Origin of the sequence: Acinetobacter sp. ACIN00229 (assembly GCF_016106645.1) — a bacterium.
Lineage (GTDB): Bacteria > Pseudomonadota > Gammaproteobacteria > Pseudomonadales > Moraxellaceae > Acinetobacter > Acinetobacter oleivorans.
In genome coordinates, this window is record NZ_JADWOM010000011.1 from 91,709 (window position 1) to 115,783 (window position 24,075).

General features: G+C 37.4%; 24 protein-coding genes. 12 read left to right on the forward strand and 12 right to left on the reverse strand.

Annotated elements, in window-relative coordinates; genetic code table 11:
* Positions 1–18: 18 nt before the first annotated feature.
* Entirely contained in the window at positions 19–285 is a 267-nt protein-coding gene (gene rpsT, locus I7H67_RS11945; protein ID WP_004792670.1) for a 30S ribosomal protein S20, read from the reverse strand.
* A gap of 212 nt (positions 286–497) precedes the next feature.
* Here rpsT and I7H67_RS11950 point away from each other — a divergent pair, with 212 nt between their 5' ends.
* From I7H67_RS11950 to I7H67_RS11985, 8 genes are all read left to right on the forward strand, one after another.
* Positions 498–1,163 carry an NAD(P)H-binding protein gene (locus I7H67_RS11950; RefSeq protein ID WP_198307935.1) on the forward strand — a complete coding sequence of 222 codons (666 nt, stop codon included), beginning with the start codon at positions 498–500 and terminating at the stop codon, positions 1,161–1,163.
* A 12-nt stretch (positions 1,164–1,175) separates the two neighbouring features.
* Positions 1,176–1,682: a ribonuclease E activity regulator RraA gene (rraA, locus tag I7H67_RS11955; RefSeq protein ID WP_032003543.1), complete on the forward strand. Its 507-nt coding sequence runs from the start codon at positions 1,176–1,178 to the stop codon at positions 1,680–1,682.
* 21 nt (positions 1,683–1,703) lie between these two features.
* Positions 1,704–2,486 (forward strand): glutathione S-transferase N-terminal domain-containing protein, encoded by a 783-nt coding sequence (locus tag I7H67_RS11960; RefSeq protein ID WP_198307936.1) that lies wholly within the window; start codon positions 1,704–1,706, stop codon positions 2,484–2,486.
* A gap of 143 nt (positions 2,487–2,629) precedes the next feature.
* Positions 2,630–3,562 (forward strand): Dyp-type peroxidase, encoded by a 933-nt coding sequence (locus I7H67_RS11965; protein WP_198307937.1) that lies wholly within the window; start codon positions 2,630–2,632, stop codon positions 3,560–3,562.
* An 82-nt stretch (positions 3,563–3,644) separates the two neighbouring features.
* The gene (locus I7H67_RS11970) at positions 3,645–4,001 is read left to right on the forward strand and encodes a hypothetical protein (RefSeq protein ID WP_004792661.1); all 357 of its coding nucleotides are present in this window, start codon (positions 3,645–3,647) and stop codon (positions 3,999–4,001) included.
* Positions 4,002–4,135: 134 nt separating this feature from the next.
* Positions 4,136–7,597, forward strand: a complete 3,462-nt coding sequence (gene mfd, locus I7H67_RS11975) for a transcription-repair coupling factor (protein ID WP_198307938.1) — start codon at positions 4,136–4,138, stop codon at positions 7,595–7,597.
* A gap of 201 nt (positions 7,598–7,798) precedes the next feature.
* Positions 7,799–8,233, forward strand: a complete 435-nt coding sequence (locus I7H67_RS11980; RefSeq protein ID WP_004792657.1) for an HIT domain-containing protein — start codon at positions 7,799–7,801, stop codon at positions 8,231–8,233.
* Between the two features lie 56 nt (positions 8,234–8,289).
* Positions 8,290–9,756, forward strand: a complete 1,467-nt coding sequence (locus I7H67_RS11985; protein ID WP_151823029.1) for an adenylate/guanylate cyclase domain-containing protein — start codon at positions 8,290–8,292, stop codon at positions 9,754–9,756.
* A 53-nt stretch (positions 9,757–9,809) separates the two neighbouring features.
* Here I7H67_RS11985 and fdx read toward each other — a convergent pair whose 3' ends face one another.
* The 8 genes from fdx to I7H67_RS12025 form a co-directional block, all read right to left on the reverse strand.
* Positions 9,810–10,148: an ISC system 2Fe-2S type ferredoxin gene (gene fdx / locus I7H67_RS11990; protein ID WP_004792653.1), complete on the reverse strand. Its 339-nt coding sequence runs from the start codon at positions 10,146–10,148 to the stop codon at positions 9,810–9,812.
* A gap of 17 nt (positions 10,149–10,165) precedes the next feature.
* Entirely contained in the window at positions 10,166–12,025 is a 1,860-nt protein-coding gene (gene hscA / locus I7H67_RS11995) for a Fe-S protein assembly chaperone HscA (RefSeq protein WP_198307939.1), read from the reverse strand.
* Between the two features lie 38 nt (positions 12,026–12,063).
* Positions 12,064–12,582: a Fe-S protein assembly co-chaperone HscB gene (hscB, locus tag I7H67_RS12000; RefSeq protein ID WP_198307940.1), complete on the reverse strand. Its 519-nt coding sequence runs from the start codon at positions 12,580–12,582 to the stop codon at positions 12,064–12,066.
* 83 nt (positions 12,583–12,665) lie between these two features.
* On the reverse strand, positions 12,666–12,986 hold the full coding sequence (iscA, locus tag I7H67_RS12005; RefSeq protein WP_004792648.1) for an iron-sulfur cluster assembly protein IscA: 321 nt from the start codon (positions 12,984–12,986) through the stop codon (positions 12,666–12,668).
* Between the two features lie 30 nt (positions 12,987–13,016).
* Positions 13,017–13,403, reverse strand: a complete 387-nt coding sequence (gene iscU / locus I7H67_RS12010; protein WP_004792646.1) for a Fe-S cluster assembly scaffold IscU — start codon at positions 13,401–13,403, stop codon at positions 13,017–13,019.
* A gap of 67 nt (positions 13,404–13,470) precedes the next feature.
* A complete protein-coding gene (locus I7H67_RS12015) occupies positions 13,471–14,688 on the reverse strand; it encodes an IscS subfamily cysteine desulfurase (RefSeq protein WP_005304823.1) in 1,218 nt (405 codons plus the stop codon).
* A 1-nt stretch (position 14,689) separates the two neighbouring features.
* Positions 14,690–15,163, reverse strand: a complete 474-nt coding sequence (locus tag I7H67_RS12020) for an Rrf2 family transcriptional regulator (RefSeq protein ID WP_004792640.1) — start codon at positions 15,161–15,163, stop codon at positions 14,690–14,692.
* Between the two features lie 109 nt (positions 15,164–15,272).
* Positions 15,273–15,920, reverse strand: a complete 648-nt coding sequence (locus I7H67_RS12025) for a hypothetical protein (protein ID WP_013198050.1) — start codon at positions 15,918–15,920, stop codon at positions 15,273–15,275.
* A gap of 208 nt (positions 15,921–16,128) precedes the next feature.
* On the opposite strand from I7H67_RS12025, the gene I7H67_RS12030 reads away from it, so the two are divergent.
* The 3 genes from I7H67_RS12030 (at position 16,129) to I7H67_RS12040 (ending at position 19,022) form a co-directional block, all read left to right on the forward strand.
* The gene (locus I7H67_RS12030) at positions 16,129–16,584 is read left to right on the forward strand and encodes a phasin family protein (RefSeq protein ID WP_005304825.1); all 456 of its coding nucleotides are present in this window, start codon (positions 16,129–16,131) and stop codon (positions 16,582–16,584) included.
* A 168-nt stretch (positions 16,585–16,752) separates the two neighbouring features.
* A complete protein-coding gene (locus I7H67_RS12035) occupies positions 16,753–17,025 on the forward strand; it encodes an HU family DNA-binding protein (RefSeq protein WP_001043034.1) in 273 nt (90 codons plus the stop codon).
* Between the two features lie 131 nt (positions 17,026–17,156).
* Entirely contained in the window at positions 17,157–19,022 is a 1,866-nt protein-coding gene (locus I7H67_RS12040) for a SurA N-terminal domain-containing protein (protein ID WP_107880057.1), read from the forward strand.
* Positions 19,023–19,070: 48 nt separating this feature from the next.
* Here I7H67_RS12040 and I7H67_RS12045 read toward each other — a convergent pair whose 3' ends face one another.
* Positions 19,071–20,015 carry an AraC family transcriptional regulator gene (locus I7H67_RS12045; protein ID WP_013198047.1) on the reverse strand — a complete coding sequence of 315 codons (945 nt, stop codon included), beginning with the start codon at positions 20,013–20,015 and terminating at the stop codon, positions 19,071–19,073.
* Between the two features lie 189 nt (positions 20,016–20,204).
* Here I7H67_RS12045 and I7H67_RS12050 point away from each other — a divergent pair, with 189 nt between their 5' ends.
* Positions 20,205–21,428, forward strand: a complete 1,224-nt coding sequence (locus I7H67_RS12050) for an alkane 1-monooxygenase (protein WP_198307941.1) — start codon at positions 20,205–20,207, stop codon at positions 21,426–21,428.
* A gap of 107 nt (positions 21,429–21,535) precedes the next feature.
* On the opposite strand, the gene I7H67_RS12055 is transcribed toward I7H67_RS12050, so the two are convergent.
* Complete coding sequence (locus tag I7H67_RS12055; RefSeq protein WP_191899184.1) at positions 21,536–22,741, reverse strand: acyl-CoA dehydrogenase family protein; 1,206 nt, start codon at positions 22,739–22,741, stop codon at positions 21,536–21,538.
* Between the two features lie 23 nt (positions 22,742–22,764).
* The gene (locus tag I7H67_RS12060) at positions 22,765–24,048 is read right to left on the reverse strand and encodes an acyl-CoA dehydrogenase family protein (protein WP_198307967.1); all 1,284 of its coding nucleotides are present in this window, start codon (positions 24,046–24,048) and stop codon (positions 22,765–22,767) included.
* Positions 24,049–24,075 lie beyond the last annotated feature (27 nt).

A 24,075-nucleotide genomic window follows, 5' to 3' on the forward strand; every position in this document is an offset into this window, starting at 1 on the left:
TTTTTTTACATGCTTCAATTAGTTAGCTAACGCTTTAACTTGAGCATTTAAACGGCTCTTATGACGAGCAGCTTTATTTTTGTGGATGATGCCTTTATCAGCCATACGGTCGATTACAGGAACAGCTTTTTTGTAAGCTTCTGTAGCAACAGCATGATCACCACCAGCAATTGCACTTAAAGTACGTTTGATGTATGTACGAACCATAGAACGCAAGCTTGCGTTGTGTTTACGTGCAGTAACGTTTTGACGCGCACGTTTTTTAGCTTGAGCAGAGTTTGCCACTCTTGCACTCCTTGAAAATAAGTTGGTCTGGGCGGGCTGTGGTCAATCCAGTAAACTGGTGCAACCATCACCAGCCCGTAAACAAGTGCCATATTGTGATGAATACACACCGTGAAGTCAAGCCTTGAGAGCATTTTAAGCGGTTTTAGGGGCTGCTAAAACCGTAAGAAAAGGTTAAATTTGATACAAACTTAAATAGGGTTGGATAAAAAATGACTATAAGTACGAAAAAAGCAATTGTGATAGGTGCTACAGGACTTGTGGGTTTAGCTCTTGTCGAACAGCTTGAGCAAATACCAGAATTTGAAGAGATTACTGTTGTGGTAAGAAAAGAATCACAACTACTTAATACATATAAAAAAGTTAATCAGCTGGTTGTAGAAGATTTCTTAATGTTGAATGATGAAGATGTGAACGGTCATACCCATGCATTTAGCTGTTTGGGAACAACATTAAAAAATGCAGGCTCAAAAGAGGCCTTTTACGCTGTGGATTATGAAATCAATGCTCATTTGGCAGATTTAGTACAAGATAAACATATTCATTTATTGTTAGTGAGTGCACTTGGGGCAAATGCCAATTCACCGATTTTTTATAATAAAGTGAAAGGACAACTAGAAGATTATATTGAAAGTCTACAACTCGAGAAATTATCTATCTTTAGACCATCTTTACTTATTGGTAAACGCAGTGACGTACGGTTTATAGAAGATTTAGGGCAAAGTCTATTTAAATTTATTGAGAATAAATTACAAAAACCATTCAAATATAAACCTGTAACTGCGGAGCAATTGGCTCATACGATGGTCGTAGCGGCGCTAACGCAAATTGAAGCCTTTAAACGATATGATAATCTGAGCATACAGAAAACTCGATAAGGGAGAATAAAAGTGTCGACAGTACCATTCGTAACATGTGATTTATTAGATGATAACCCTGAAAAAGACTTACAAGTTGTAATTCCTTCAATGGATGGAAAGTTCTTTCAAAGTTATGGAGCACGTAAAACTTTTGGCGGACAGGTCGTGACAGTAAAGTGCTTTGAAGATAACTCACGTGTAAAAGAGTTATTAGCAACAGATGGTACAGATAAAGTGTTAGTGGTAGATGGTGGTGCTTCTATGCGCTGTGCGCTTATGGGAGATATGATTGCTGAATCAGCGGTTAAAAATAACTGGAACGGTGTCGTGATTTACGGTTGTGTACGAGATGTAGATGCGCTTGCAACTTTGGATTTAGGCGTACATGCATTGGCTGCAATTCCGCAAAAAAGTAATCGTAAAGGCATTGGTGAAGTAGATATTAATTTGTATTTTGGTGGTGTCACAATTCAATCTGGTGATTTTATCTATGCTGATAATAATGGAATTGTGATTGCAAAAGAAAAATTAGTCTAATTCTCTCATATAAAGGAACGCATGATGGTGATTCATCAAATTAAAGTACTTCAAGCAGTTGTATCTGCAATTGCTGAAGGTGGTAGGGGCGTAACAGGCACTGCTTTTCCTCAGCAACCTGTGAAAGCTTTGAAACTATATGAATTTGAAGGTTCACCATTTTGCCGCCGCGTTCGTGAAGTGATTACACTTTTAAATCTGGATGTCGAAATTTATCCATGTCCTAAAGGGGGCACAAAGTATCGTTCAGTTGTAAAAGAAAAAGGCGGGAAATTACAATTTCCTTTTTTAATTGATGAAAATACTGGTGATGAGCTATATGAGTCACAAGATATTATTTATCATCTATTTAAACACTACGGTAAGACTGGAAAGACACCTCAGAAATTTTCGAGTTACCCGAACATGCCTTATGTGGCATTTGCAGGGACCATATTAAATGGTGCTCGTGGAGTTTGGATAAATAAAAAAATTGTTGATAGAGCTGCGCCTGAGCAAAAACTTGAGTTATGGAGTTTTGAGGCAAGTCCTTATTCAAGAGTCGTAAGAGGTTTACTTTGTGAACTTGAGCTTCCATATATTTTACATAATGTGGCAAAAGAAAGATGGCAAGATATGGGACCTGCCATACTTCGTTTAAAGCCGGGTAAATATATACCTTTAAAAGATGGAAAAAGAGAAAAAATATTGCCTGTTATGCAAGGTAAAATGCAGGTGCCGTATTTGGTAGATCCAAATACAGGAGTGAAGATGTTTGAGTCTGCTCAAATCGTAAAATATTTAAAGAAGCAATATGGGCGTTAATTAATATCTATATTTGGTAAGAGCTTAAGGTGCTTTACTTAAACTCTTTACAACATCAGATTTCATTACAAAATGTATGAAAAGAAAGTGAGTATGCTAAATTAATAAGGTTAAATACCTAAAAGGCATATTTTATGGAATGTATGAGAATTCAGCCTGTAACGAGCGCTCCTGGTGAAAATGCATTATTTATTGTATTGGGACTAGCTCAAGGTGATTCTGTAATAGAAAAAGTAAAAGATTTTGCTGCTAATTTTTCAGCGCTAACCAGAAGTCTGTCTAATCGTTACCCAGAAAGTAAATTTAATGCGACGTTGGGTTTTAGTTCAAATGCATGGGATATTTTATTCCCAGAGCAAGCGAAGCCTCAAGAGTTACAGCCATTTCAAGAAATTAGAGGCCCGAAATATACGGCTGTATCAACTCCGGGTGATTTATTTTTTCATATTCGTGCCGATCGCCAGGCTTTATGTTACGAGCTGGGCAATATAATTAATCAACAGCTTGGTAAAGTAACGTATCCAATTGATGAAGTTCATGGTTTTCGTTATTTTGACGGACGTGCAATTATTGGCTTTGTTGATGGGACTGAGAACCCTGAACCCGTTATTGCAGCGCAGTGGGCGTTAGTGGGGAATGAAGATCCTGATTTTATCGGGGGAAGTTATGCTTTTATTCAAAAATATACACATGACATGGAAAAATGGCGTTTATTAACCGATGAAGAGCAAGAAAAAGTCATTGGGCGCAAAAAATTCAATGATGTTGAACTCGGCGATGATGAAAAGCCTTTAACTGCCCATAATGTTGTAAGTAAAGCTCATGATGCAGAAGGCAATGAACTTAAAATTATGCGAGCTAATATGCCTTTTTCAAATCCGTCTAGAAATGAATATGGCACATTCTTTATTGGTTACTCTCGTAAATTTAGTACAACCCGACAAATGCTTGAAAACATGTTTTTAGGCAATGAGGAGGGTAATCTTGATCGGTTACTTGACTTTAGTACTGCCGAGACAGGTACCTTGTTTTTTGTACCGACTGTCGATTTTCTTGATGATTTAGGCGATGAATAGTCGTTAAATTAGAAGGCTTAAGTCATGGACGTAATTAGGTTGCTTCCATGACTTAAATTTAAAATTAATATGATGTGATGAAATGTTTAAGAAGATAACTCAGCTTTTTCAAGGCTCAAAAGAGACGCCAGAACAACTTTACTTGCAAGAGAATCAGTTAAAATTTGATTCTGAACGAGGACCTATCATTAACGATGTAGTAATCAATGAGAAATGGTCAGAACATCTTGAGTATTTCTCAAACCGTAAATTACAAAATTTTGATAATCTTCAGAAGTTATTCCTCATTACTCCACAAATTAATGAAAAAATTGATCTGGAAATCGCAACACAGCGTTATGTAGAAAGATTAGGAAATACGCAAGAAAAGCTACTTCAGCTTAAAGCGATTATACAAATATTAAATCAATATTACGTTTTGTTTTTGCGTGATAAATAATCATAGTTGATTGATTAAAAAATATAAAAAGTAGAGCTAACTAGTAGTTTGATTTTCAAAAAAATAACTCAATTCACTAAAAACATCATGCTACTATTAGGCCTATATCTTCTTAGCTGATAAAAGCCATATACATGTTTCAACAAGAAATCTCTCAATTGAATTTACAACAGCTCAAGGCCGGTGAAAAGCGTTGGGTGGGGTCGTTATTAGGTTCATCTGCTGCATTACTATTTAAGGAAATTGCTGTTCAGCATTCGTCTTTACTTGTTGTGGTTGCCAGAAATAACCAGCATGTAGCTCAATTAGAAAGTGAACTTGAATTTTATGGCATAAAACCAACAATTTTCCCTGATTGGGAAATCTTACCGTATGATCGTTTGTCACCTCATCAAGATATTGTTTCAGAACGCCTCGCAATTTTATCTAATATGCCTCAGAAGGGTGTATTACTCCTTTCAGCAAGTACTTTAGCTCAAAGAGTTGCGCCATATTCATGGGTTTTGGGTGAACATTTTGATATTCGTGTAGGTCAAAAATTTGATTTAGAACAGCAAAAATTACGTTTGGTACAAGCTGGTTATCATTTGGTAGATACTGTTTATGATCACGGTGAGTTTGCTGTGCGTGGCAGTATTATGGATATTTTTGCCTCAGGACAAGAAGCACCTATCCGTATTGATCTGTTTGATGATGAAATTGATACGTTAAAATTCTTTGATCCAGAAACACAAAGAACAACTACAGCTTTAAAAAGTTTTACAGTTTTACCTGCAAAAGAATTCCCATTAAAAGAAGCTCGTTCAATTTTTAGAGATCGGTACTCTGAACTTTTTCCTACCGCTAATCCTAAGAAAAACCCGATTTATCAAGATGTCTTAGAGGGAATTGCTTCACCAGGAATTGAATTTTATTTACCATTATTTTTTGATAAAGCACAAATGCAATCGCAAAGTACACTTACAACGTACTTACCAAAGAATTGCATTGTAATTACAACCAATGATGTAGACTCTGATTTAACTAATTTTTGGAAAGAAGTTGTCCGTCGCTACGAAGACAGACGTCATAATGTAGATCAGCCAATTCTTCCTCCTGAAGAATTATTTATTGCTCCAAACCATTTACTCAGTGCTTTAAACCAGTTTCCGCGTATGCTTGTAAGTGCCGAATTGGTTGAAGAAAAAGCTGGCGCATTAAATCTTAAGGCTGAGCAGCCACCAAAGTTAGCAGTCGATCCGAAAAAAGAAAAACCGTTTACCGTCGTCAAAAAATATATTGATGAAGCCAATCATCCCGTTTTATTGGTTGCAGAAAGTGCAGGCCGACGTGAAAGCCTAAGAGATGGTTTGCGTGCCAGTCTGGGAGATATCCCTAGTGTAGACAGTTTTGAACAATTTCAAACGAGTCAGTTTGCGATTGCTATTACAAATGCACCGCTTGACCGTGGCTTACTTTTAACAGACCAATTAACGGTTATTTCAGAAAATCAGTTATATGAACATCGGGTAGTTCAGCGTCGTCGTAAACGTCAGCAAGAAGTTTCAGAAGAGTTCTTAATTCGCAGTTTGACTGAACTCAGTATTGATGCCCCAGTTGTTCACATTGATCATGGTGTGGGACGTTATGCAGGATTAGTTACTTTAGCAATTGAAGGGCAAGATTATGAATTCTTGCAACTCAATTATGCTGAAGGGGCAAAAGTTTATGTTCCTGTGACTAATTTGCATCTTATCAGTCGCTATAGTGGTGGCGATCCCGATCTAGCACCACTTCATAAAATTGGAAGTGATGCGTGGAGTAAAGCTAAACGTAGAGCTTTAGAACAAATTCATGATGTTGCAGCCGAATTATTACATATACAAGCACGTCGTCAGTCAAAACCTGGTTTTGGCTTCGAACTCGATCAATCGCTTTATATGCAATTTGCCAGTGGATTTGCTTACGAAGAAACACTCGATCAGGCGAATGCTATTGAAGCGACGCTTCACGATATGCAGCAATCTAGACCTATGGATCGACTTGTTTGTGGTGATGTAGGTTTTGGTAAAACTGAAGTGGCAATGCGAGCCGCATTTGTTGCTGTGCAAAATGGCAAGCAAGTTGCTGTTTTAGTGCCTACGACTTTACTTGCACAACAACATTATGAGTCTTTTAAAGATCGTTTTGCTGATTGGCCTGTGCGTATAGAAGTGCTATCACGCTTTGGCTCAAGTAAAACCCATACAAAAAATATTGAAGATCTAATTGCTGGTAAAGTTGATATTGTGGTGGGAACACATAAACTTTTACAAGAAAATGTGCAATTTAAAGATCTGGGCCTAATGGTAGTCGATGAAGAACATCGATTCGGTGTGCGTGATAAAGAGCGTATCAAAGCATTACGAGCAGATGTAGACATGTTGACGCTTACAGCAACGCCTATTCCAAGAACTTTAAATATGGCTTTTTCGGGAATGCGTGATCTATCTATCATTGCTACACCGCCAGCCCGTCGATTAGCTGTTAAAACCTTTGTGCAAGAGCATACAGAAGCCTCTGTTAAAGAAGCGATTTTGCGTGAGCTATTACGTGGTGGCCAAGTATATTTCTTACATAATGAAGTCGATACGATTGAAAGAGCTGCTGAAAACATCCGCGTTCTTGTACCTGAAGCTCGTGTGGCCGTTGCTCATGGACAAATGCGAGAAAGAGAGCTCGAACAAGTGATGCAGCAGTTCTATCACAAAGAGTTTAATGTATTGGTATGTTCAACCATTATTGAAACCGGAATTGATGTTCCAAATGCCAACACAATTTTGATAGAAAGGGCTGACAAACTCGGTTTGGCTCAATTACATCAATTACGTGGACGTGTAGGGCGTTCACATCACCAAGCGTATGCTTATTTGTTAGTTCCTTCTATAAAGCACTTGAAAGGTGATGCAGAAAAACGTTTGGATGCAATCCAACGTGCCTCTACACTCGGTGCTGGCTTTATGTTAGCTACAGAGGATTTAGAAATTCGCGGTGCTGGTGAGCTTTTAGGTGAACAACAAAGCGGTTCAATGCAGGCAATCGGATATAGTTTGTATATGGAAATGCTCGAAAAAGCCACTAAGGCGATTCAGCAAGGAAAAACACCGAATTTTGATGCACCTTTATCGCTGACTGCGGAAATTAATTTACATATTCCGGCACTCATTCCAGATGAGTATTTAGGAGATGTGCATCAGCGTTTATTATTCTATAAGCGTATTAGTAATACAGATACACAAGAAAAACTCGATAATATCCGTATGGAACTCATTGATCGTTTTGGGGTTCCTCCGCAATCGGTTAAACATTTGTTTACTGTCCATCAGATCCGCTTGAAAGCAGAGCAACTGGGTATCACAAAAATCGATATTAATACTCAAGGTGGTAATATTGAATTTTCACCTGATACACCTGTTCAAGCGATTAGCATTATTCAGCTGATGCAAAAGCATCCGACCTATTATCGTATGGAGGGCGGACAGCGTTTAAAAGTTATGGTTCAGTTAGAAGAACAGGAAAAGCGCATTCAATTTATTAATGATTTATTAGCTAAATTATTAAATGAATTACATGCTTAAATAATGTTTCAAAGTGATTTTAATCCCATACAAATTTTTTAAAAGCTGATATCAGAATTTTATGCACGATTTCTCGGATCATAGGAGGAATAAGTGCATAAAATCATTGTTATTTGTAATCAAACCAGCCACTAGCAATACTCACATCAAAACTGATGTGATAGTATTAGCCATTATTGTTTATTGTCATTTATAAAAGATATGTTTAGTTTGCATCCACAACTTGCTCAAGATACTTTTTTTGTCGGCGATTTTCCGCTTTCAACATGTCGTTTAATGAATGATATGCAATTCCCGTGGTTGATTTTAATCCCTCGTGTACCGGGAATCACAGAATTATATGAATTGAGCCAAGCTGATCAAGAACAGTTTTTACGTGAATCAAGTTGGTTATCTAGCCAGCTAGCTCGAGTATTCCGTGCTGATAAAATGAATGTTGCAGCTTTAGGTAACATGGTACCTCAGTTGCATTTCCATCATGTTGTACGTTATCAAAATGATGTTGCATGGCCTAAGCCAGTTTGGGGAACACCTGCAGTTCCATACACGAATGATGTACTGGCTCATATGCGTCAAACTCTTATGCTTGCTTTACGTGGTCAAGGTGATATGCCTTTTGATTGGCGCATGGATTAAATCAATGCAATGCCACATTTATATGAATGTGGCTACATTGAGGTATGGAGGACAGGGTGCAATTAGAGAGGTTTATCGATAGAGAGCCTAAGCAGTTTGCATATTTTCATCGTTTGATGGGATATTCAATTCTGTCCTTAATTTTAGTGATCTATGCTTTTACCTCACCAAATACAAATTATCAGATCTACGTTCCACCTTTTTTTCTCTTTTTACTTTTTATTAGTTCGAAGTTAGAACATTGGCTTCAATACCAATTCGATAAGAAAACCCAAAAAAGTGTCTTTTTTGCAATTGATGCAATTGTTGTAGCGGTTACCTTGGCAGGGTTGCATCTTAATTTAGTGCCTACATTTATTGCGGTATTCGCATTATTTTATTCTGCAATTAATAGTCGTATTTCTTTCGCAGTTATTTGTTTGACGAGCCTATTAGGCGCGATTATTTTTTATTTAAGTACTTTTTTTCTATTTGGTTTTTATACATATTTTGAACCTACTAGCCAAGAGTTAACTGTAATTACACTCTTGGGTTTGGTCATGTTTATTACGATTGGAAATTACTACCAGCATCGTTGGGTTAAAAAAATCAGTCAGCAGCGTCAACATTACTATGACCAAATGACCCGCTATATTGCTTTTGCTAATCAGTTAAGCCGTTATGCGCCACTACAGTTGTGGCAATCTATCATGCGCGGTGAGGCAGAAGCAAAAATTGAATATAAACGAAAAAAAATGACAGTATTTTTTTCTGATATTCAGGGTTTTACAGAATTATCAGAAACTTTAATTCCTGATGATTTAGCATTTTTGCTTAATGACTATTTAAGCCATATGACAGAAATTGCTAAGCAGTATGAGGCTACTGTCGACAAATTTATGGGGGATGCGATCCTCATATTTTTTGGTGATCCGAACTCTCAGGGTGTAGAGCAAGATGCAAAAGCCTGTGTAGAAATGGCAATTGCTATGCGTCAGCAAATGAAATTACTGCGTGAGCGCTGGAAAAAAATGGGCTACTCAGCCTTACATATTCGCATGGGAATTAGTACTGGTTACTGCCACGTAGGGAATTATGGGGCAACACATCGTATGGCGTATACTATTGTAGGTCGTGATGTGAATTTAGCAGCTCGTTTACAATATGCTGCTGAAATAGATGAAATTTTAATTTCAGACGATACTTATCAATTAATCAAAAGTGATTTTCTTTGTGCTCCAAAAACACCAATTTACTTAAAAGGTATTCAAGGTGCTGTGAAGACATGGCAGGTAATGGAGAAATATACAGGGAATAAGTCAGATCATCAGCAATGGTTCGACTATGAATATAAAGGCTTTCATTTAGTACTTAATTTAGAAGAAGTACAAAACTATGAGTATCCTGAATTAGTAGAAGTACTCGAGAAAATGATTCAACGACTTAAAGTTCAACAAACTTTAATTAATACTCAAGGTATTGCACGTTTAAGACTTGAAGATGAAATTAAACCTATTGAAATTGATCAGCAAGATCAGGTTTAAAGCTTAAAATGTGAAGTAAAAAAAAGCTGCTTTTAAAAGCAGCTTTTTTATTTTTAATGGCTTTCAGATGCGTGATTGATTGTATATTTAGGAATCTCAATTTCTAAATCTTCATCAACAATCTTCACTTGGCAAGAGAGTCGAGAATCTGGTTCAAGACCCCAAGCGCGATCTAAAAGATCTGCTTCAACATCATCCATTTCTTCTAGGCTGTCAAAACCCTTGCGAACGACTACGTGACAAGTTGTACATGCACACGACATGTCACAAGCGTGTTCAATTTTAATTCCTCGATCAAGCAAACTTTGACAAAGATTTGCATTTTGTTCAACTTCAAATTCTGCACCTTCAGGACAGAACTGAGCATGAGGAAGTACTTTAATACGGGGCATATTGATCACCTATACCTTTAGTTTGAATTTGACCAATCTTCAAGTTTTGTACCTTTTAAGGCGTGGTCAATATGTCGATTCATACGTAGTGCGGCAAAAGCATCACTATGTACTTTAAGTTGTTCTACAGCTTTTTCAATTGCTTGAATATCATTGCCTTCAAGCTGAACTTTTAGCAAATTTTCAGCAGTTTTAAGTGCTTCAAGCTGCTCATCATTAAGCAAATCAGCATCAACTTTGAGAGCTTGTTCTAATGCTTCAAGTTCACGTTGGGCTTCAACTTTGGTTTCTTTTAAATGGCGTAGATTTTTATCTTCTTCCGCGTGTTGGAAACCTTCAATTAATAAGCGCTCAGTGTCAGATTCTGATAAGCCATAAGATGGTTTAATATCAATTTGAGCTTGTACACCAGAAGTTGTTTCACGAGCTGAAACAGTAAGTAGACCATCTGCATCTACCTGAAAGGTAACTTCAATACGTGCTTGACCAGCAGTCATTGGTGGAATGCCGTGAAGGACAAATTTTCCTAATGAACGACAATGTTCTACCAAATCTCGTTCACCTTGAACCACATGAATAAGCATGGCGGTTTGGCCATCTTGATAAGTTGTGAATTCTTGACGACGAGCAACAGGAATAGCAGTATTACGTGAAATAAGGCGCTCTACTAGTCCACCCATGGTTTCTAGACCAAGTGAAAGAGGAGTTACGTCTAAAAGTAATGAACCGTCTTGACTGTTTCCAATTAATTGGTTGGCAGTAATCGAAGCACCAATTGCAACCACTTCATCAGGGTTGATCGTGCAAAGGGGTTCTTGGTTAAATACATTACGAACCGCTTGTTGAACAGCATACGAACGCGTAGAGCCACCCACTAAAACAACATTTTGAATATCTGATAATTCAAGTTTTGCATCACGTAAAACACGCTTACAAACACTGATTGTTTTATCTAAAGCAACTTGAATAATACTTTCAAAAGTTGGACGGTCCAGTGTTAATACATTTTCAAGTAATTTTAACTGAACTGATTCTTGAGTAGATAATTGTTCTTTAGCTTGACGAGCAGCAACCATAAATACTGCATATGCTTCATCACTCAAAGTATCAATATCTAACTGCTTTTTAGCCCATTTAACAATGAGACGGTCTAAATCGTCACCACCTAGAGCAGTGTGGCCACCTGTAGCTAATACTTCAAAGACACCTTGTGAAAAACGCAAGATTGATACGTCAAAAGTACCACCACCTAAATCATAAATTACATAGTTATGATCTGTAGCTAAATTAGTTTCTTGGTCTAAACCATAAGCCACAGCAGCAGCGGTTGGCTCATTTAATAAACGTAATACATTCAAACCAGCAAGTTGTGCTGCATCACGAGTTGCTTGGCGCTGAGCTTCATCAAAATAGGCAGGAACAGTAATAACTGCACCATTTACTGGATTTTGTAGGCTAGTTTCAGCACGATCTTTTAATTGTTTTAAAATTTCTGCAGAAATTTCAACAGGGGTTTTACGACCAGCACGTGTTTCAAAAGCTGGCATCTCATTTTCAGAACCGATTAACTCATATGGATGCTGAAATTTGATATCTGCTTTTGAACGACCCATAAAGCGTTTTACAGAAACAATTGTATTTTTCGGGTCGGCAATAAGGAAAGGCTTTGCTTCTTCACCGTAGTGAGTTGCATCATTTCCATAGTGCACAATAGAAGGAAGGAGTCTTCTTTCTTTTTCATCATTGAGTACTTTAGGCTTGCCTGATAACACTGTCGCAACTAAGGAGTGTGTTGTTCCTAGGTCGATACCAATCGCAATGCGGTGTTGGTGTGGGGCACTGGATTGACCCGGTTCAGCAATTTGCAAAAGTGCCATGAGTTAAATCCCTTGAATATAAAATGGAAAAAGCAAAATTAAAAATCGTCGTCTAAATCAAAGTTGTCTTCGTCATCTAACATTTGATCTTCTGCTTTTTCAATATCATTAAGAACGCGCTGAAAGAACCGTAATTTACGTACAGTATCGCGAGCTTCACCCCAGTCTTCATCTGAGTAATCAATTTTAAATTCGCGAACTAAACTTTCTATCCATTGAAACACTTCTTGTTTAAGAGTGCTTAGATGTTCTGGGGAGGTTGCTTCATCAAGTTGCTCACGAAGTTCCAAAGCTGATTGTAAAAACTCAAAATCGCTAATAGATTGATCAAGGTGATGATCTTGCTTTTTTAATGCTAAAAGATAAGCTGCGCGGCTATCTACTTGCGATAATGTTTTAAAAGCTTGATTGATTTCACTTGATTTGATCAATGCCTGATTTTTATCTTCTGCTTTATCTGGATGATATTGCTGCTGCAAATTCAAGAAATTAGATTTTAAGCTCGCCAAATCGATATCGAGTTCTACGGGTAAATTGAACAACTCAAAATGATTCATTAGAAAGGAGGTCCACGTTAATTAAATACATTAAAACAGTGCTATAAAAGACACTGTTTTAATGAGAGATGGAAGGAGAAGGGTTATACAGTGAAAGACTCACCACAACCACATTCACCTTTTTTATTGGGGTTGTTAAATTCGAACCCTTCATTAAGGCCATTTTTGACGTAGTCCATTTCTAAGCCTTCTAAATAGACATGACTTTTTGGATCTACAAATACCTTAACGCCAAATTGTTCGAAAACTTCGTCATGTTCATCGACAGAATCAACAAATTCAAGAACGTAAGCCAACCCAGAACAGCCAGAAGTTTTCACACCCACGCGAATGCCTTCACCCTTACCTCGGTTTTTGAGGTAATTGCTAATATGAGTCGCAGCATTTTCAGTTAAATGAATCATGAAAACTCCAACGTTTACAGTAATAACAAATTAAGCTTTTGATTTTTTAGTGCGGTAATCTTCAATCGCAGCTTTAATCGCATCTTCAGCTAGTACAGAGCAGTGAACTTTTACTGGTGGAAGAGCAAGCTCAGTTGCGATATCAATATTCTTGATTGCTTGAGCTTCATCAAGAGTTTTGCCTTTTAACCACTCAGTTACAAGTGAGCTAGAAGCAATTGCTGAACCACAGCCATAAGTTTTAAAGCGTGCTTCTTCAATCACACCGCTATCGTTTACTTGAATTTGTAATCGCATCACGTCGCCACATGCTGGTGCACCCACCATGCCTGTACCTACATTTTCAGAGTTTTTGTCTAAAACACCAACATTACGAGGGTTTTCGTAATGATCAATTACCTTTTCGCTATAAGCCATTTCGCTTCTCCAAACCTCGGGGTCAGCCTAATATTAATATGAGGGTAAAAACACTAATTTCAATGAATTAGTGTTCAGCCCATTCAACTGTAGAAAGATCGATACCTTCTTTGTACATATCCCAAAGCGGAGAAAGTTCACGTAATTTCTCAACAGCGGCTTTGGTAATTGTAAGCACATGGTCAATATCTTCTTCAGTTGTGTATTTACCAAAACTGAAGCGGATAGAGCTGTGTGCTAGCTCATCAGATAAACCTAATGCGCGAAGAACGTATGAAGGCTCTAAAGTTGCAGAAGTACAAGCAGAACCACTTGATACAGCAGCATCTTTGAGCGACATCATTAAAGATTCACCTTCAACAAAGTTAAAGCTGACATTTAAATAGTTAGCAACGTTTTGAGTTGGATGGCCATTTAAGAAAACTTGTTCAAGATCTTGTAAACCATTCCAAAGCTTGTCGCGAAGCTTGCGAATACGCTCTTGTTCTGCTTGCATTCTTTTGCCAGCAATTTCAAAAGCTTCACCCATACCTACAATTTGATGAGTCGCCAAAGTACCAGAACGCATACCACGCTCATGACCACCGCCATGAATTTGTGCTTTTAAACGAACACGTGGACTACGACGTACATATAATGCACCGATACCTTTTGGACCATAAATTTTATGAGCTGAGAAACTCATTAGGTCAATTTTCATAGTAGATAGGTCAATTTCAACTTTACCAGCAGCTTGAGCAGCATCTACATGAAAGAAGGTTTTATTGGCACGTGTTAATTCACCAATTGCTGCTACATCTGTAACTGTACCGATTTCGTTGTTTACCATCATAAGAGAAACAAGAACAGTATCAGGACGAAGGGCAGCTTTTACCATTTCAGGTGTAATTAAACCAGTTTGTGGTTCTGGTTCTAAATAAGTAATTTCAAAACCTTGGTCTTCTAATTCACGACAAGGATCTAGAACAGCTTTGTGTTCAATTTTACTTGTAATGATATGCTTGCCTTTAGATGCATAAAATTGTGCTACACCTTTTAGAGCAAGGTTATCTGATTCAGTTGCACCAGAAGTCCAAACGATTTCACGTGGATCAGCTTTAATTAAATTTGCAACTTGCTCACGTGCATATTCAACTTTCTCTTCTGCCTGCCAGCCATAAGCGTGGGAACGAGATGCAGCATTACCAAAGGTACCGTCGAAAGTTAAACACTCCATCATACGTTCTGCAACTTGCGGATCTACTGGAGTGGTTGCTGCGTAATCAAGATAAATTGGACGTTTCATATCAAATACCTGTACCCGATAAAAGAGCTGAATCTATGCCAGTCACATTTTGGCGTAATGCAACAGTTTGAACGTTGTCTCGGCTAATGAGGTCGGCAAGAGAGATTTTTGCTAAATAGTCGGCAATATGATGAGAGAGTTCTTGCCATAAATCGTGTGTGAGACACATTGCACCATTTTGGCAGTTACCTTTATGGTCGCAACGAGTTGCATCAACAGTTTCATTTACAGCTTCAATAATTTCTAACACAGTAATTTCATCAGCATTTCGAGCCAAATGATAACCACCATTTGCACCACGAACACTAGAAACTAACCCATGACGCTTAAGTTTTGCGAATAACTGTTCTAAATAAGCAACTGAAATGGATTGGCGAGCTGCAATTTCGGCGAGCGTGATCGTTTGTTCAGTTGGCTGCAAAGCTAAATCAAGTAGAGCAGTCACTGCGTAGCGACCGCGAGTTGTAAGGCGCATGATTCGATACACATGTTAAGACTAGATAATAGGATTTTATGAATCCCGACTAAAATAGTCAAGTTTTTTTATTTTTAATTCAAGTGCAGGAACAAAATGGAAAAATAATTTAAGCAACCCACAAATTATATATGAAATAAACAATAAATATCAGGCTAATTATACCAAAGGAGAAGTTAATATTCCGTTGACGCTGCTGTAAGCGAGTAATTCGATTTTGATATTGTTTAATTTCCACATGAAGTGAATTGATTTCTGATCGTTGTTGATCAATTTTTTCAAGCAAAGGGGCAATTCTTTTGCGTGAAGCAAGGGCTTCAGCCTCATCATCAGGTGTATTAAACCATTGCTTCCAATCTGCTAGAAGTTTAGGCAGAGTAAGGTGTGAAATTAAGTCTAATAACTCTTTTTTAGTTTCTTCATCCCCATCAATACGCATATTTTTAAGACTGCGCTGGTTTGAAAAAGCGAAAATCTTAATTAAATCGATAAGTGTACTATTGATTTCAAGATCAATACGTCGGTCAAAAGAATGGATATCGAACAACAAACCCTTTTCTGTAAATTGAACATAAAAGTCAAAAAAAGGTAGATAGCTATTGATACGAATAGTCGTTTTGTTTGAAATAAACTTTTTCGCTTGCAAGCGAAGAACACCATCGTGGGTAAGAATAAATGAAAAGAAAGTTTCTAAAATAATTAGAACGATATTCAGCAACAGACGGGGATGTTTTTGTCTTTGTTGCGTTTCACTCATAAAAGTTTATCCTTACAAATAGCAGTTAACCGAAGAATGAGACATCCTATCCCAAACTTAACACAATGTCGTGTTAAATATATTTACATGACTTAATTGCTTTGTAGAACAGTTTTGTAAATGGATCAAGTCTTTACTTTGATATTATAGAAATATTTTGTGGTCAAATCAGTCATCATCTCTCTCATCTGATTAGGAGTTTAGATTAATGGATAATGCAAATATAGATACGCAGGCAGAAGAGTCAGAAGAAAAAAATAAATTAAAATCAAGAAGTTCAAGAAAATCAGCTCTGGATTTTAGAAAATATACTAAGCAAATTTGGCTAGCTGGACTAGGAGCTTTTTCACGCGCAGAAGAAGAGGGCAACAAACTCTTTGATTCCTTAGTCAAAGTTGGTGAAGAACTAGAGTCAAAAACTGGAGACTTAGCAGATAACACTGTAGGCAAAGTCACAGAAAAAGCAAAAGAATCTGTATCTGAAACAAAAGATAAAGTAGAGAAAATTCTTGATACCAGTGTGAACCATTCTTTAAACCGGATTGGATTGGTCACTCCGAAGGATTTACAGCACATTGAACAGCTCTTAGTACAGCTTCATATTAAGGTGGATGCTTTAATAGAAGAAAACCAGCAATTGAAAGAAAAATTGAATAAAAAGTAAAAAATGTTGGGATTTAGCAAATATATAACAGTTTTTTAGCATTTATTTTCGCTAAAAGCCCTGCTCTAGTATTGCGTTTCCCCCCAAAGCATTGCTATAAAGGCGTCATGGCCTTTTAAACTATAGCCTTGGACCTTAAACAAACGATATTAAGAGGATGTTTTATTCATGAATAAATCAGAATTAATCGATGCAATTGCTGAAAAAGGGGGAGTATCTAAGACTGATGCAGGCAAGGCACTCGATGCGACAATTGCGTCAATTACTGAAGCACTTAAAAAAGGTGACACAGTAACTTTAGTTGGTTTTGGTACTTTCAGTGTTAAAGAACGTGCTGCACGCACTGGTCGTAACCCTAAAACTGGTGAAGAGCTTCAAATTAAAGCAACAAAAGTACCTAGCTTCAAAGCTGGTAAAGGTCTTAAAGATTCAGTAGCTTAATCTTTTAAGATGATTAAACGCGCCAATATAGGCGCGTTTTTTATTAAAAATCTGAATTGACCAATATTGCTCATTCATTGATTGTGGTTTTTCAGTTAAAATTCTCCTCGAAATAAAATATTGGAATACTTATGGAATCGTTTCGTACAGTCATTAAGGGTTGGCTCGGCAAAGTCCTTCTAATTTTGTTTTTGACCCCTTTAGCACTTGTAGGTATTGAAGGATATTTTAATAGGGGAAACAAGGCTGATGTTGCAAAAACAGTAAATGGTCAAGAAATATCTAAAAAAGACCTTGAAACTTTAACTCAGTCTTACAAAGAACAATATTTAGCTGCTGTTAAAGGCGATGAGAGTTTACTTAATTTGCCTGTTATTCAGGCTAAGGCACTCGATATTTTAGTGTCACGTAATTTACTAATTCAACAAGCTGAAAAATTAGGTATCTCACTTAGTGATACTCAAATTGAGCAAATGTTAGCTCAACAGCCTAGTTTGCAAGAGAATGGACAGTTCTCGCAAAAACTCTATGAAAATTACTTACGTTCTATTGGTATGACAAGTCAGGGCTTAATTGCTAGTCTTCGTCAAGATCATGCTTTAAAAATGCTAACGTCAACTTTTTCTGATTACTCTTTAGTAAGTAAAGTTGATTTAATGCAAATTGCGAATTTGCAAACTGAACAACGTACATTACATTTGGCTAGTATAAAATTAGATGGTTATAAAACTGGTTTAACTGCCTCTAATCAAGAAGCTACAGATTATTACAACAAACACCAAAATGAGTTTAAACAACAATCTTCTGTTGATGTGGATTATGTGGTTGTGTCGCCATCACTAATGGCTAAACCAGCTCCTGCAACTGAAGCTGAACTTCAACAAGCGTATAGCAAGTTTGTTGAAACTCAGAAAAAAGATGCTAAACGTACTGTGAAGCATATTTTAATTACTACAGATGCTCGTGATGATGCCGCAGCTCAAAAACTTGCTAAAGAAGTATATGCGAAAATTCAAGGCGGTCTGACATTTGCACAAGCTGCATCTCAGTTCTCTGAAGATCCAAGTTCGAAAGCAAAAGGTGGTTTAGTTGAAGCATATGCACCAGGTGTTTTTTCCGATGCATTTGATAAAACTGTAGTGAGCCTGAAAAATGGACAGATTTCTCAACCAGTAAAAACTCAATATGGTTATCATATTATTGAGGCAGAAACTCAAGCTAATCAAATCCCTTCATTTGAAGCTGAAAAGGCGCGTTTAACTGCTGAGGTTGAAAAGAATAAAGTTGCGACTGTTTATTCAGATACCGTAAACAGTTTAAATGAAACGATTGTTGGTAATGACTCTTTAGAAGCTGTTGTACAAGAAGTAAAAGGTACAAAAGTTGAATCATTAAATGGCGTAACTTTAGCTACACAAAATCCATATTTAAGCGATCCAAACGTTAAAATTAAATTGTTTAATGATGACGTGAAAAATGGTGATCGTAATGCATCATCTAATATTCAGTTAGCGAATGGTGATACGGTATGGGTTAAAGTACGTGATTATCATGCTGCTGGTGTAAAACCTTTAGCACAGGCGATGAATGAAGCAAAAGCAAAAGTTATCGATGAAAAAGCGCGTAAAGCTGTTCAAGCTAAAATTGCTACAATGCTAGCTGAATTTAAAACTCAACCAGCAGATCAAGTAGTTGCTAAAAATAAAGTAGCATTTGAATCGGCTGGCGTATTTAGTCGTTCACAAGGATTAAAGCGTGAAATTGAGCGCGCGGCATTTAGTGCAGCTACACCTAAGCCTGGTATGTGGTCTGTTACAACTGCAAATTTACCAAATGAGCTAGTTGTTGTTGCGGTTTCAAATGTAAATTCATCTGCTGCTAATGCTATTCCTGCTGATCAGTTACAGCAATTAAAGCAACTTTATCGTCAGTCACGTGGTCAACAAATATTGGAAGATTACAGTCAATATTTAAAATCACATGCGAAAATTAAATAATAATTTGATTCAATAAAAAAAGCGCCTCGGCGCTTTTTTTATTGGCAGTTAATCTAAGCTGTGCCCAATATATTGCTGTCTATATTGTTTAGGAGATAAATCAAAAATTCGTTTAAATGCCTGACTAAATGCTGTTTCGGATGAATAGCCAACCTTATTTGATATTTGCTGAATTGATAAGTTACTTGTGCGTAAATACTGACTGGCTAAACGGAAACGGTAATGCTGTAAATAAGTTAGGGGGGGCTCACCAATAATACTGCTAAATAAGTTTGCAAATTTAGAACGTGACATACAGCATTGTTCAGCTAAAGATTCAACTGTCCATGTGACTTCTGGCTGGCTATGAATAGCAGATAGCGCATTGCTTAGTTCGGGATGAGTTAAAGCACTTAACCAGTTTTGTTGATCTGTCATTTGTTGAATATGATCACGAATGCATTCGATGAGCAAAATACTGACTAAGTGATCAATAATTTTGTCGTGACCTGGCCTGATTTTTTGAGTTTCAATTGCTAGAAAATAAAGTCCAATTTGTAGCCATTCAGGTGGGGTAGTTTGATTTTCATGCTGAATATGCATGATGGACGGCAAGGCATTAATGAGTGGCCCAGCCATATGAGTATCGATTTGGCAGCGTAAAGATAGCAATAATGTATTATCTGGAGATGAAGTACCAAATTCGATGGCATCCTGTCTATGACCATTAAAAAGCGACGTTATATCTAAAGAATCTACCAACTTACTCGCTGTTGATTTTGAGTCAGTCGCACTATGTGCTTTCCCCGAAGGAATCAAAATAATATCGCCAGCAGTCGCAGTTATTTTTTCTGAAGTGTTAAGTTGAATATATACTGAACCAGTTAAAACAATATAAGCAAGTAAAGCAGATTGATCTTGTGTTTTAAAAGCCCATTCTCCTTGCGCTTTTAAATAGATGTATTCAGACTTATTCAGGTGAATATCATCAAAAAATTTACTTAGTGCATCCATATTTAAATGATCAATCATTATTTTAATAAAATTATAGTGAGCTATAAGAATAGATCAACATGTGTTTTTAGGACAGAAAAGTGGAAGAAAATGCCAAAGACTTTAACATAGGTTTTTTGGACGGTTACTACTGTTAACTAAACACTATTTCTTTAACTATATAGACATATAGAAAAAGGAAATATAGCTATGAATGCACCAGTAAATGTTCATCAAGAACTTATGCCAGTGCCTGCGTCTATGCGTGAAATAGATCGCAAACGCTTTTTATGGATGATTAGTCCTGCTTTACCTGCTATCGGTTTAGCTATTTTAGCTGGTTATCAGTTTGGTCCACGCCCTTTGAAGAAAGTCTTCGCATTAGGTGGTCCACTTTTATTACATGTCGTGATTCCTGCAATTGATACTATTATTGGGAAAGATGCTCGAAATCCGACAGATGAAGAAATTAAGCTTTTAGAAAAAGACCCATATTACTCACGTCTTGTGAAGAGCTTTATTCCTCTACAGTATGCTGCAAATGTTTATGCATGTTATTTAACAAGTCGTAAAACAACATCTTTTATTGATAAGATTTTACTTGGTATCTCAATGGGTGCAATCAATGGTATTGCGATTAATACAGCCCATGAGTTAAGTCATAAGCATGATCGTATAGACCATATTCTGTCTCATCTTGCTTTAGTTCCAACTGGCTATAATCATTTCCGTATTGAGCATCCTTACGGTCATCATAAGCGTGCAGCAACACCAGAAGATCCAGCTTCATCACGTATGGGTGAAACATTCTATGAGTTCTGGCCACGTACTGTTATTGGTTCTTTTAAGTCTGCAATTGAAATTGAAAAAAATCGTTTAAAACGTAAAGGTAAAGAGTTCTGGTCTTCAGATAATGAACTATTACAAGGTTGGGGAATGACTGCTGCTTTTCATGGTTCTATGGTTGGAATTTTTGGTAAAAGTACAATTCCATATTTAGCGACACAAGCATTTTATGGCATTAGTCTTTTTGAAATTATTAACTATATTGAGCATTATGGTTTATTACGTCAGAAAAAAGAAAATGGTCAATATGAACGTACAATGCCAGAGCATAGCTGGAACAATAATAACGTAGTAACAAACTTATTCTTGTACCAATTGCAGCGTCATTCAGACCATCATGCTTATCCGACTCGTCCATTCCAAGCATTGCGTCATTTTGATGAGGCACCAGAGCTACCAAGCGGTTATGCCAGTATGTTATTACCAGCATTAATCCCTTCATTATGGTTTAAAATAATGGATAAGCGAGTTTTTGATCATTATAAAGGTGATTTAAACAAAGCAAATATTTCGTCAAAACGACGTGCAAAAATCTTTAAGAAATTTGGTGTAGTTGATAAAGCGTTAGACAGTACAACTACCGAATAAATAAAAAATTTAATTCCTGAAATACGAAGCCCTCTAGTTTAATCGCTAGAGGGCTTTTAAGTTTTTACATAAAAACTAATAAAAGAAGGGGAAATTTCCCTTAATTATTATTTTAGTTCGCTAGAGGATTTACCCAGTTCTCGGCGGGCAATGATTAATTGCTGGATTTGCTGAGTACCTTCAAAGATATCGAGAATCTTCGAATCACGTGCCCATTTTTCAAGTAACTCATCTTCGTTATAGCCAACACTTGCTGCCAATTCGACACATTTTAAAGTGATCTCATTACCCACACGACCTGCTTTTGCTTTTGCAATAGAAGCTTCCTTAGAGTTTGGTTTTTTGTTATCTGCCATCCACGTTGCTTTTAACATGAGTAGGCGAGCGGCTTCCCACTCAGCTTCCATACGGTAGATTTGAGCTGCAAGGTTAGAAGCATGTAGGTAGGGGGTAGAGTAATTAGGATCGAGTTGATCTTTAAAAATCTCTTTAATACGTTCTAGTGAAGCTTTGGCACAACCGATCGCCATTGCTGCAACTAAGGGGCGAGTATTGTCAAAAGTTTCCATTACTCCAGCAAAACCTTTAGCGACATCTACTTCGGCATTACCTAAAAGGTTTTCGGCTGGCACACGGCAATCAATAAAACTAATCACTGCCGTATCTGAAGCTTTAATTCCTAATTTATGTTCGAGACGTTCAACCTTCATTCCCGGTGTACCTTTGGGTACCACAAATGACTTAATAGCTGCACGTCCAAGTTTGCGATCAAGCGTGGCCCAAACGACGACAGAATCTGCACGTTCGCCAGAGGTCACAAAAATCTTTTCACCATTTAAAATATAGTCATTGCCATCTTTTGTTGCAGTGGTGCGGATAGCAGCAGAGTCAGAGCCACATCCTGGCTCAGTAATTGCCATTGCTGCCCATGTTCCGTTGAACCGCTCTAATTGCTCATCATTTGCGACAGCAGCAATTGCTGAGTTCCCAAGCCCCTGACGTGGCATACTCAGCAATAAGCCTGTATCGCCATAACACATCTCAATAATACCAAGAGCGGTCGACATGTTGGTTCCGTTACGAACACCCTCACTGTCTGTATCACCGCGCTTTCCAGCACCTGCAGCTCCAGCATTAATACCTTCGCCACCTTCATTCATACCATCAATGAGTGAAGCGAGCATATCCAGCTCTTTGGGATACGCATGCTCAGCCTTATCATATTTACGAGAAATGGGGCGTAAAACATTGATCGCAACATCATGTGCTTGATCAATCATCATTTTGAATTTTTTAGGATTTTGTAAATTCATTAAAGTATCCTCTGATTGATCATTTAAGCATGTAAGCCAGATTGTAAAATTGCAGTAGCGCGTAGATCACGGTACCAGCGTTCAACTGGATGTTCTTTTGTGAAACCATGTCCACCAAGAATTTGCACACCATCTGTACCGATTTTCATGGATTTTTCAGCACAGAGTAGTTGGGCTAGATAAGCTTCGCGGTGAAATGGCTTGCCTGACTCTGCAAGACTTGCCGCATTTAAAATCAACATACGCATCGCATCAATTTCGATAGCCATATCTGCAATCATGAAAGCGACACTTTGGCGATGAGAAATTGGTTCACCGAAAGCAGTTCGTTCATTGGCATATTTAATACAATAAGCTTTAACAGCTTCACATGTACCTACAGCCATTGCACACCACATTAAGTTACCCAAATCTAAAAAAGCAGTGTAATCAAAATCTATTGCACCTAAGCGTAGAGCAGGTGTGTGATTAAAGCGAAGAGTTGCTGTTTCTGTGGCTTTAAGGCCCATGGCTGGAGTATTTTTAATTGAAATTGTGTCACCGCATTGCACGACAAATACGTCTGGCTTGCCGTTAAAGTCTGCACTTACTAAAAATACATCAGCTAAATCACCTAAAATTACTAATGTTTTTTCGCCATTAATAAAAAACTGATCATTTTCAAGTGATGCTTTTGTTTTTAAAGCATAAGGATTAAATGCCGGAGTTGCTTCTTGAACTGCAAAGGTTGCTGTAATGTCTGAGTCTTCTGCAAAACAGGGTAGGTACATTGACTGAACTTCAGCAGAACCCCAACGTGTGATTGCATTGATAACGCTAAATGTACTGAGTAATCCTGCTGTGAGGCTAAAATCACCTTCAGCTAGTTTTTCAGCTATTAATAGATTACTTACAATATTTTGTTCGGTCGCGACACCGCCTAATGCCTCTGGAAGTGCATAGTAGTTAAGACCTAAATCTTCAACATATTGCCAAAGACTTTCAGGAAACTGAGCATTCTGGTCAGCTTCATGTGCTAATCCTAATAGAACCTCTTGAGCAAATTGAGACATTGCATCAGAGGTCATTTGTTGTTCTTCAGTTAGGCTTAAATCAAATAGATTTTTTTGTTGGCGAGGTAATCGCTGTTGGGAGATTTGTTTTGGTTTAAATGCTTTTTGAGTCTGGCTTAATGCTTTAAAACCAGCTTTTGAACCTTGATAAAGAGATTTTTCAACAAATTTACGCAACTTGAGTTGATCAAGTACATCGCTTCCAGCCAATCTGGTGATCAGCGATAAACCCAAACCCTGAGCTTTATTGATCATACTTGTCATGATTATGGTGTCCTAACA

Bases quoted from the DNA above. Each gene is read 5' to 3' on its own strand.
- I7H67_RS11950 (WP_198307935.1), top strand. From the start codon at position 498: ATGACTATAAGTACGAAAAAAGCAATTGTGATAGGTGCTACAGGACTT.
- I7H67_RS11960 (WP_198307936.1), top strand. From the start codon at position 1,704: ATGATGGTGATTCATCAAATTAAAGTACTTCAAGCAGTTGTATCTGCA.
- I7H67_RS11965 (WP_198307937.1), top strand. From the start codon at position 2,630: ATGAGAATTCAGCCTGTAACGAGCGCTCCTGGTGAAAATGCATTATTT.
- I7H67_RS11970 (WP_004792661.1), top strand. From the start codon at position 3,645: ATGTTTAAGAAGATAACTCAGCTTTTTCAAGGCTCAAAAGAGACGCCA.
- mfd (WP_198307938.1), top strand. From the start codon at position 4,136: ATGTTTCAACAAGAAATCTCTCAATTGAATTTACAACAGCTCAAGGCC.
- I7H67_RS11980 (WP_004792657.1), top strand. From the start codon at position 7,799: ATGTTTAGTTTGCATCCACAACTTGCTCAAGATACTTTTTTTGTCGGC.
- fdx (WP_004792653.1), bottom strand. From the start codon at position 10,148: ATGCCCCGTATTAAAGTACTTCCTCATGCTCAGTTCTGTCCTGAAGGT.
- hscA (WP_198307939.1), bottom strand. From the start codon at position 12,025: ATGGCACTTTTGCAAATTGCTGAACCGGGTCAATCCAGTGCCCCACAC.
- hscB (WP_198307940.1), bottom strand. From the start codon at position 12,582: ATGAATCATTTTGAGTTGTTCAATTTACCCGTAGAACTCGATATCGAT.
- iscA (WP_004792648.1), bottom strand. From the start codon at position 12,986: ATGATTCATTTAACTGAAAATGCTGCGACTCATATTAGCAATTACCTC.
- iscU (WP_004792646.1), bottom strand. From the start codon at position 13,403: ATGGCTTATAGCGAAAAGGTAATTGATCATTACGAAAACCCTCGTAAT.
- I7H67_RS12015 (WP_005304823.1), bottom strand. From the start codon at position 14,688: ATGAAACGTCCAATTTATCTTGATTACGCAGCAACCACTCCAGTAGAT.
- I7H67_RS12020 (WP_004792640.1), bottom strand. From the start codon at position 15,163: ATGCGCCTTACAACTCGCGGTCGCTACGCAGTGACTGCTCTACTTGAT.
- I7H67_RS12025 (WP_013198050.1), bottom strand. From the start codon at position 15,920: ATGAGTGAAACGCAACAAAGACAAAAACATCCCCGTCTGTTGCTGAAT.
- I7H67_RS12030 (WP_005304825.1), top strand. From the start codon at position 16,129: ATGGATAATGCAAATATAGATACGCAGGCAGAAGAGTCAGAAGAAAAA.
- I7H67_RS12035 (WP_001043034.1), top strand. From the start codon at position 16,753: ATGAATAAATCAGAATTAATCGATGCAATTGCTGAAAAAGGGGGAGTA.
- I7H67_RS12040 (WP_107880057.1), top strand. From the start codon at position 17,157: ATGGAATCGTTTCGTACAGTCATTAAGGGTTGGCTCGGCAAAGTCCTT.
- I7H67_RS12045 (WP_013198047.1), bottom strand. From the start codon at position 20,015: ATGGATGCACTAAGTAAATTTTTTGATGATATTCACCTGAATAAGTCT.
- I7H67_RS12050 (WP_198307941.1), top strand. From the start codon at position 20,205: ATGAATGCACCAGTAAATGTTCATCAAGAACTTATGCCAGTGCCTGCG.
- I7H67_RS12055 (WP_191899184.1), bottom strand. From the start codon at position 22,741: ATGAATTTACAAAATCCTAAAAAATTCAAAATGATGATTGATCAAGCA.
- I7H67_RS12060 (WP_198307967.1), bottom strand. From the start codon at position 24,048: ATGATCAATAAAGCTCAGGGTTTGGGTTTATCGCTGATCACCAGATTG.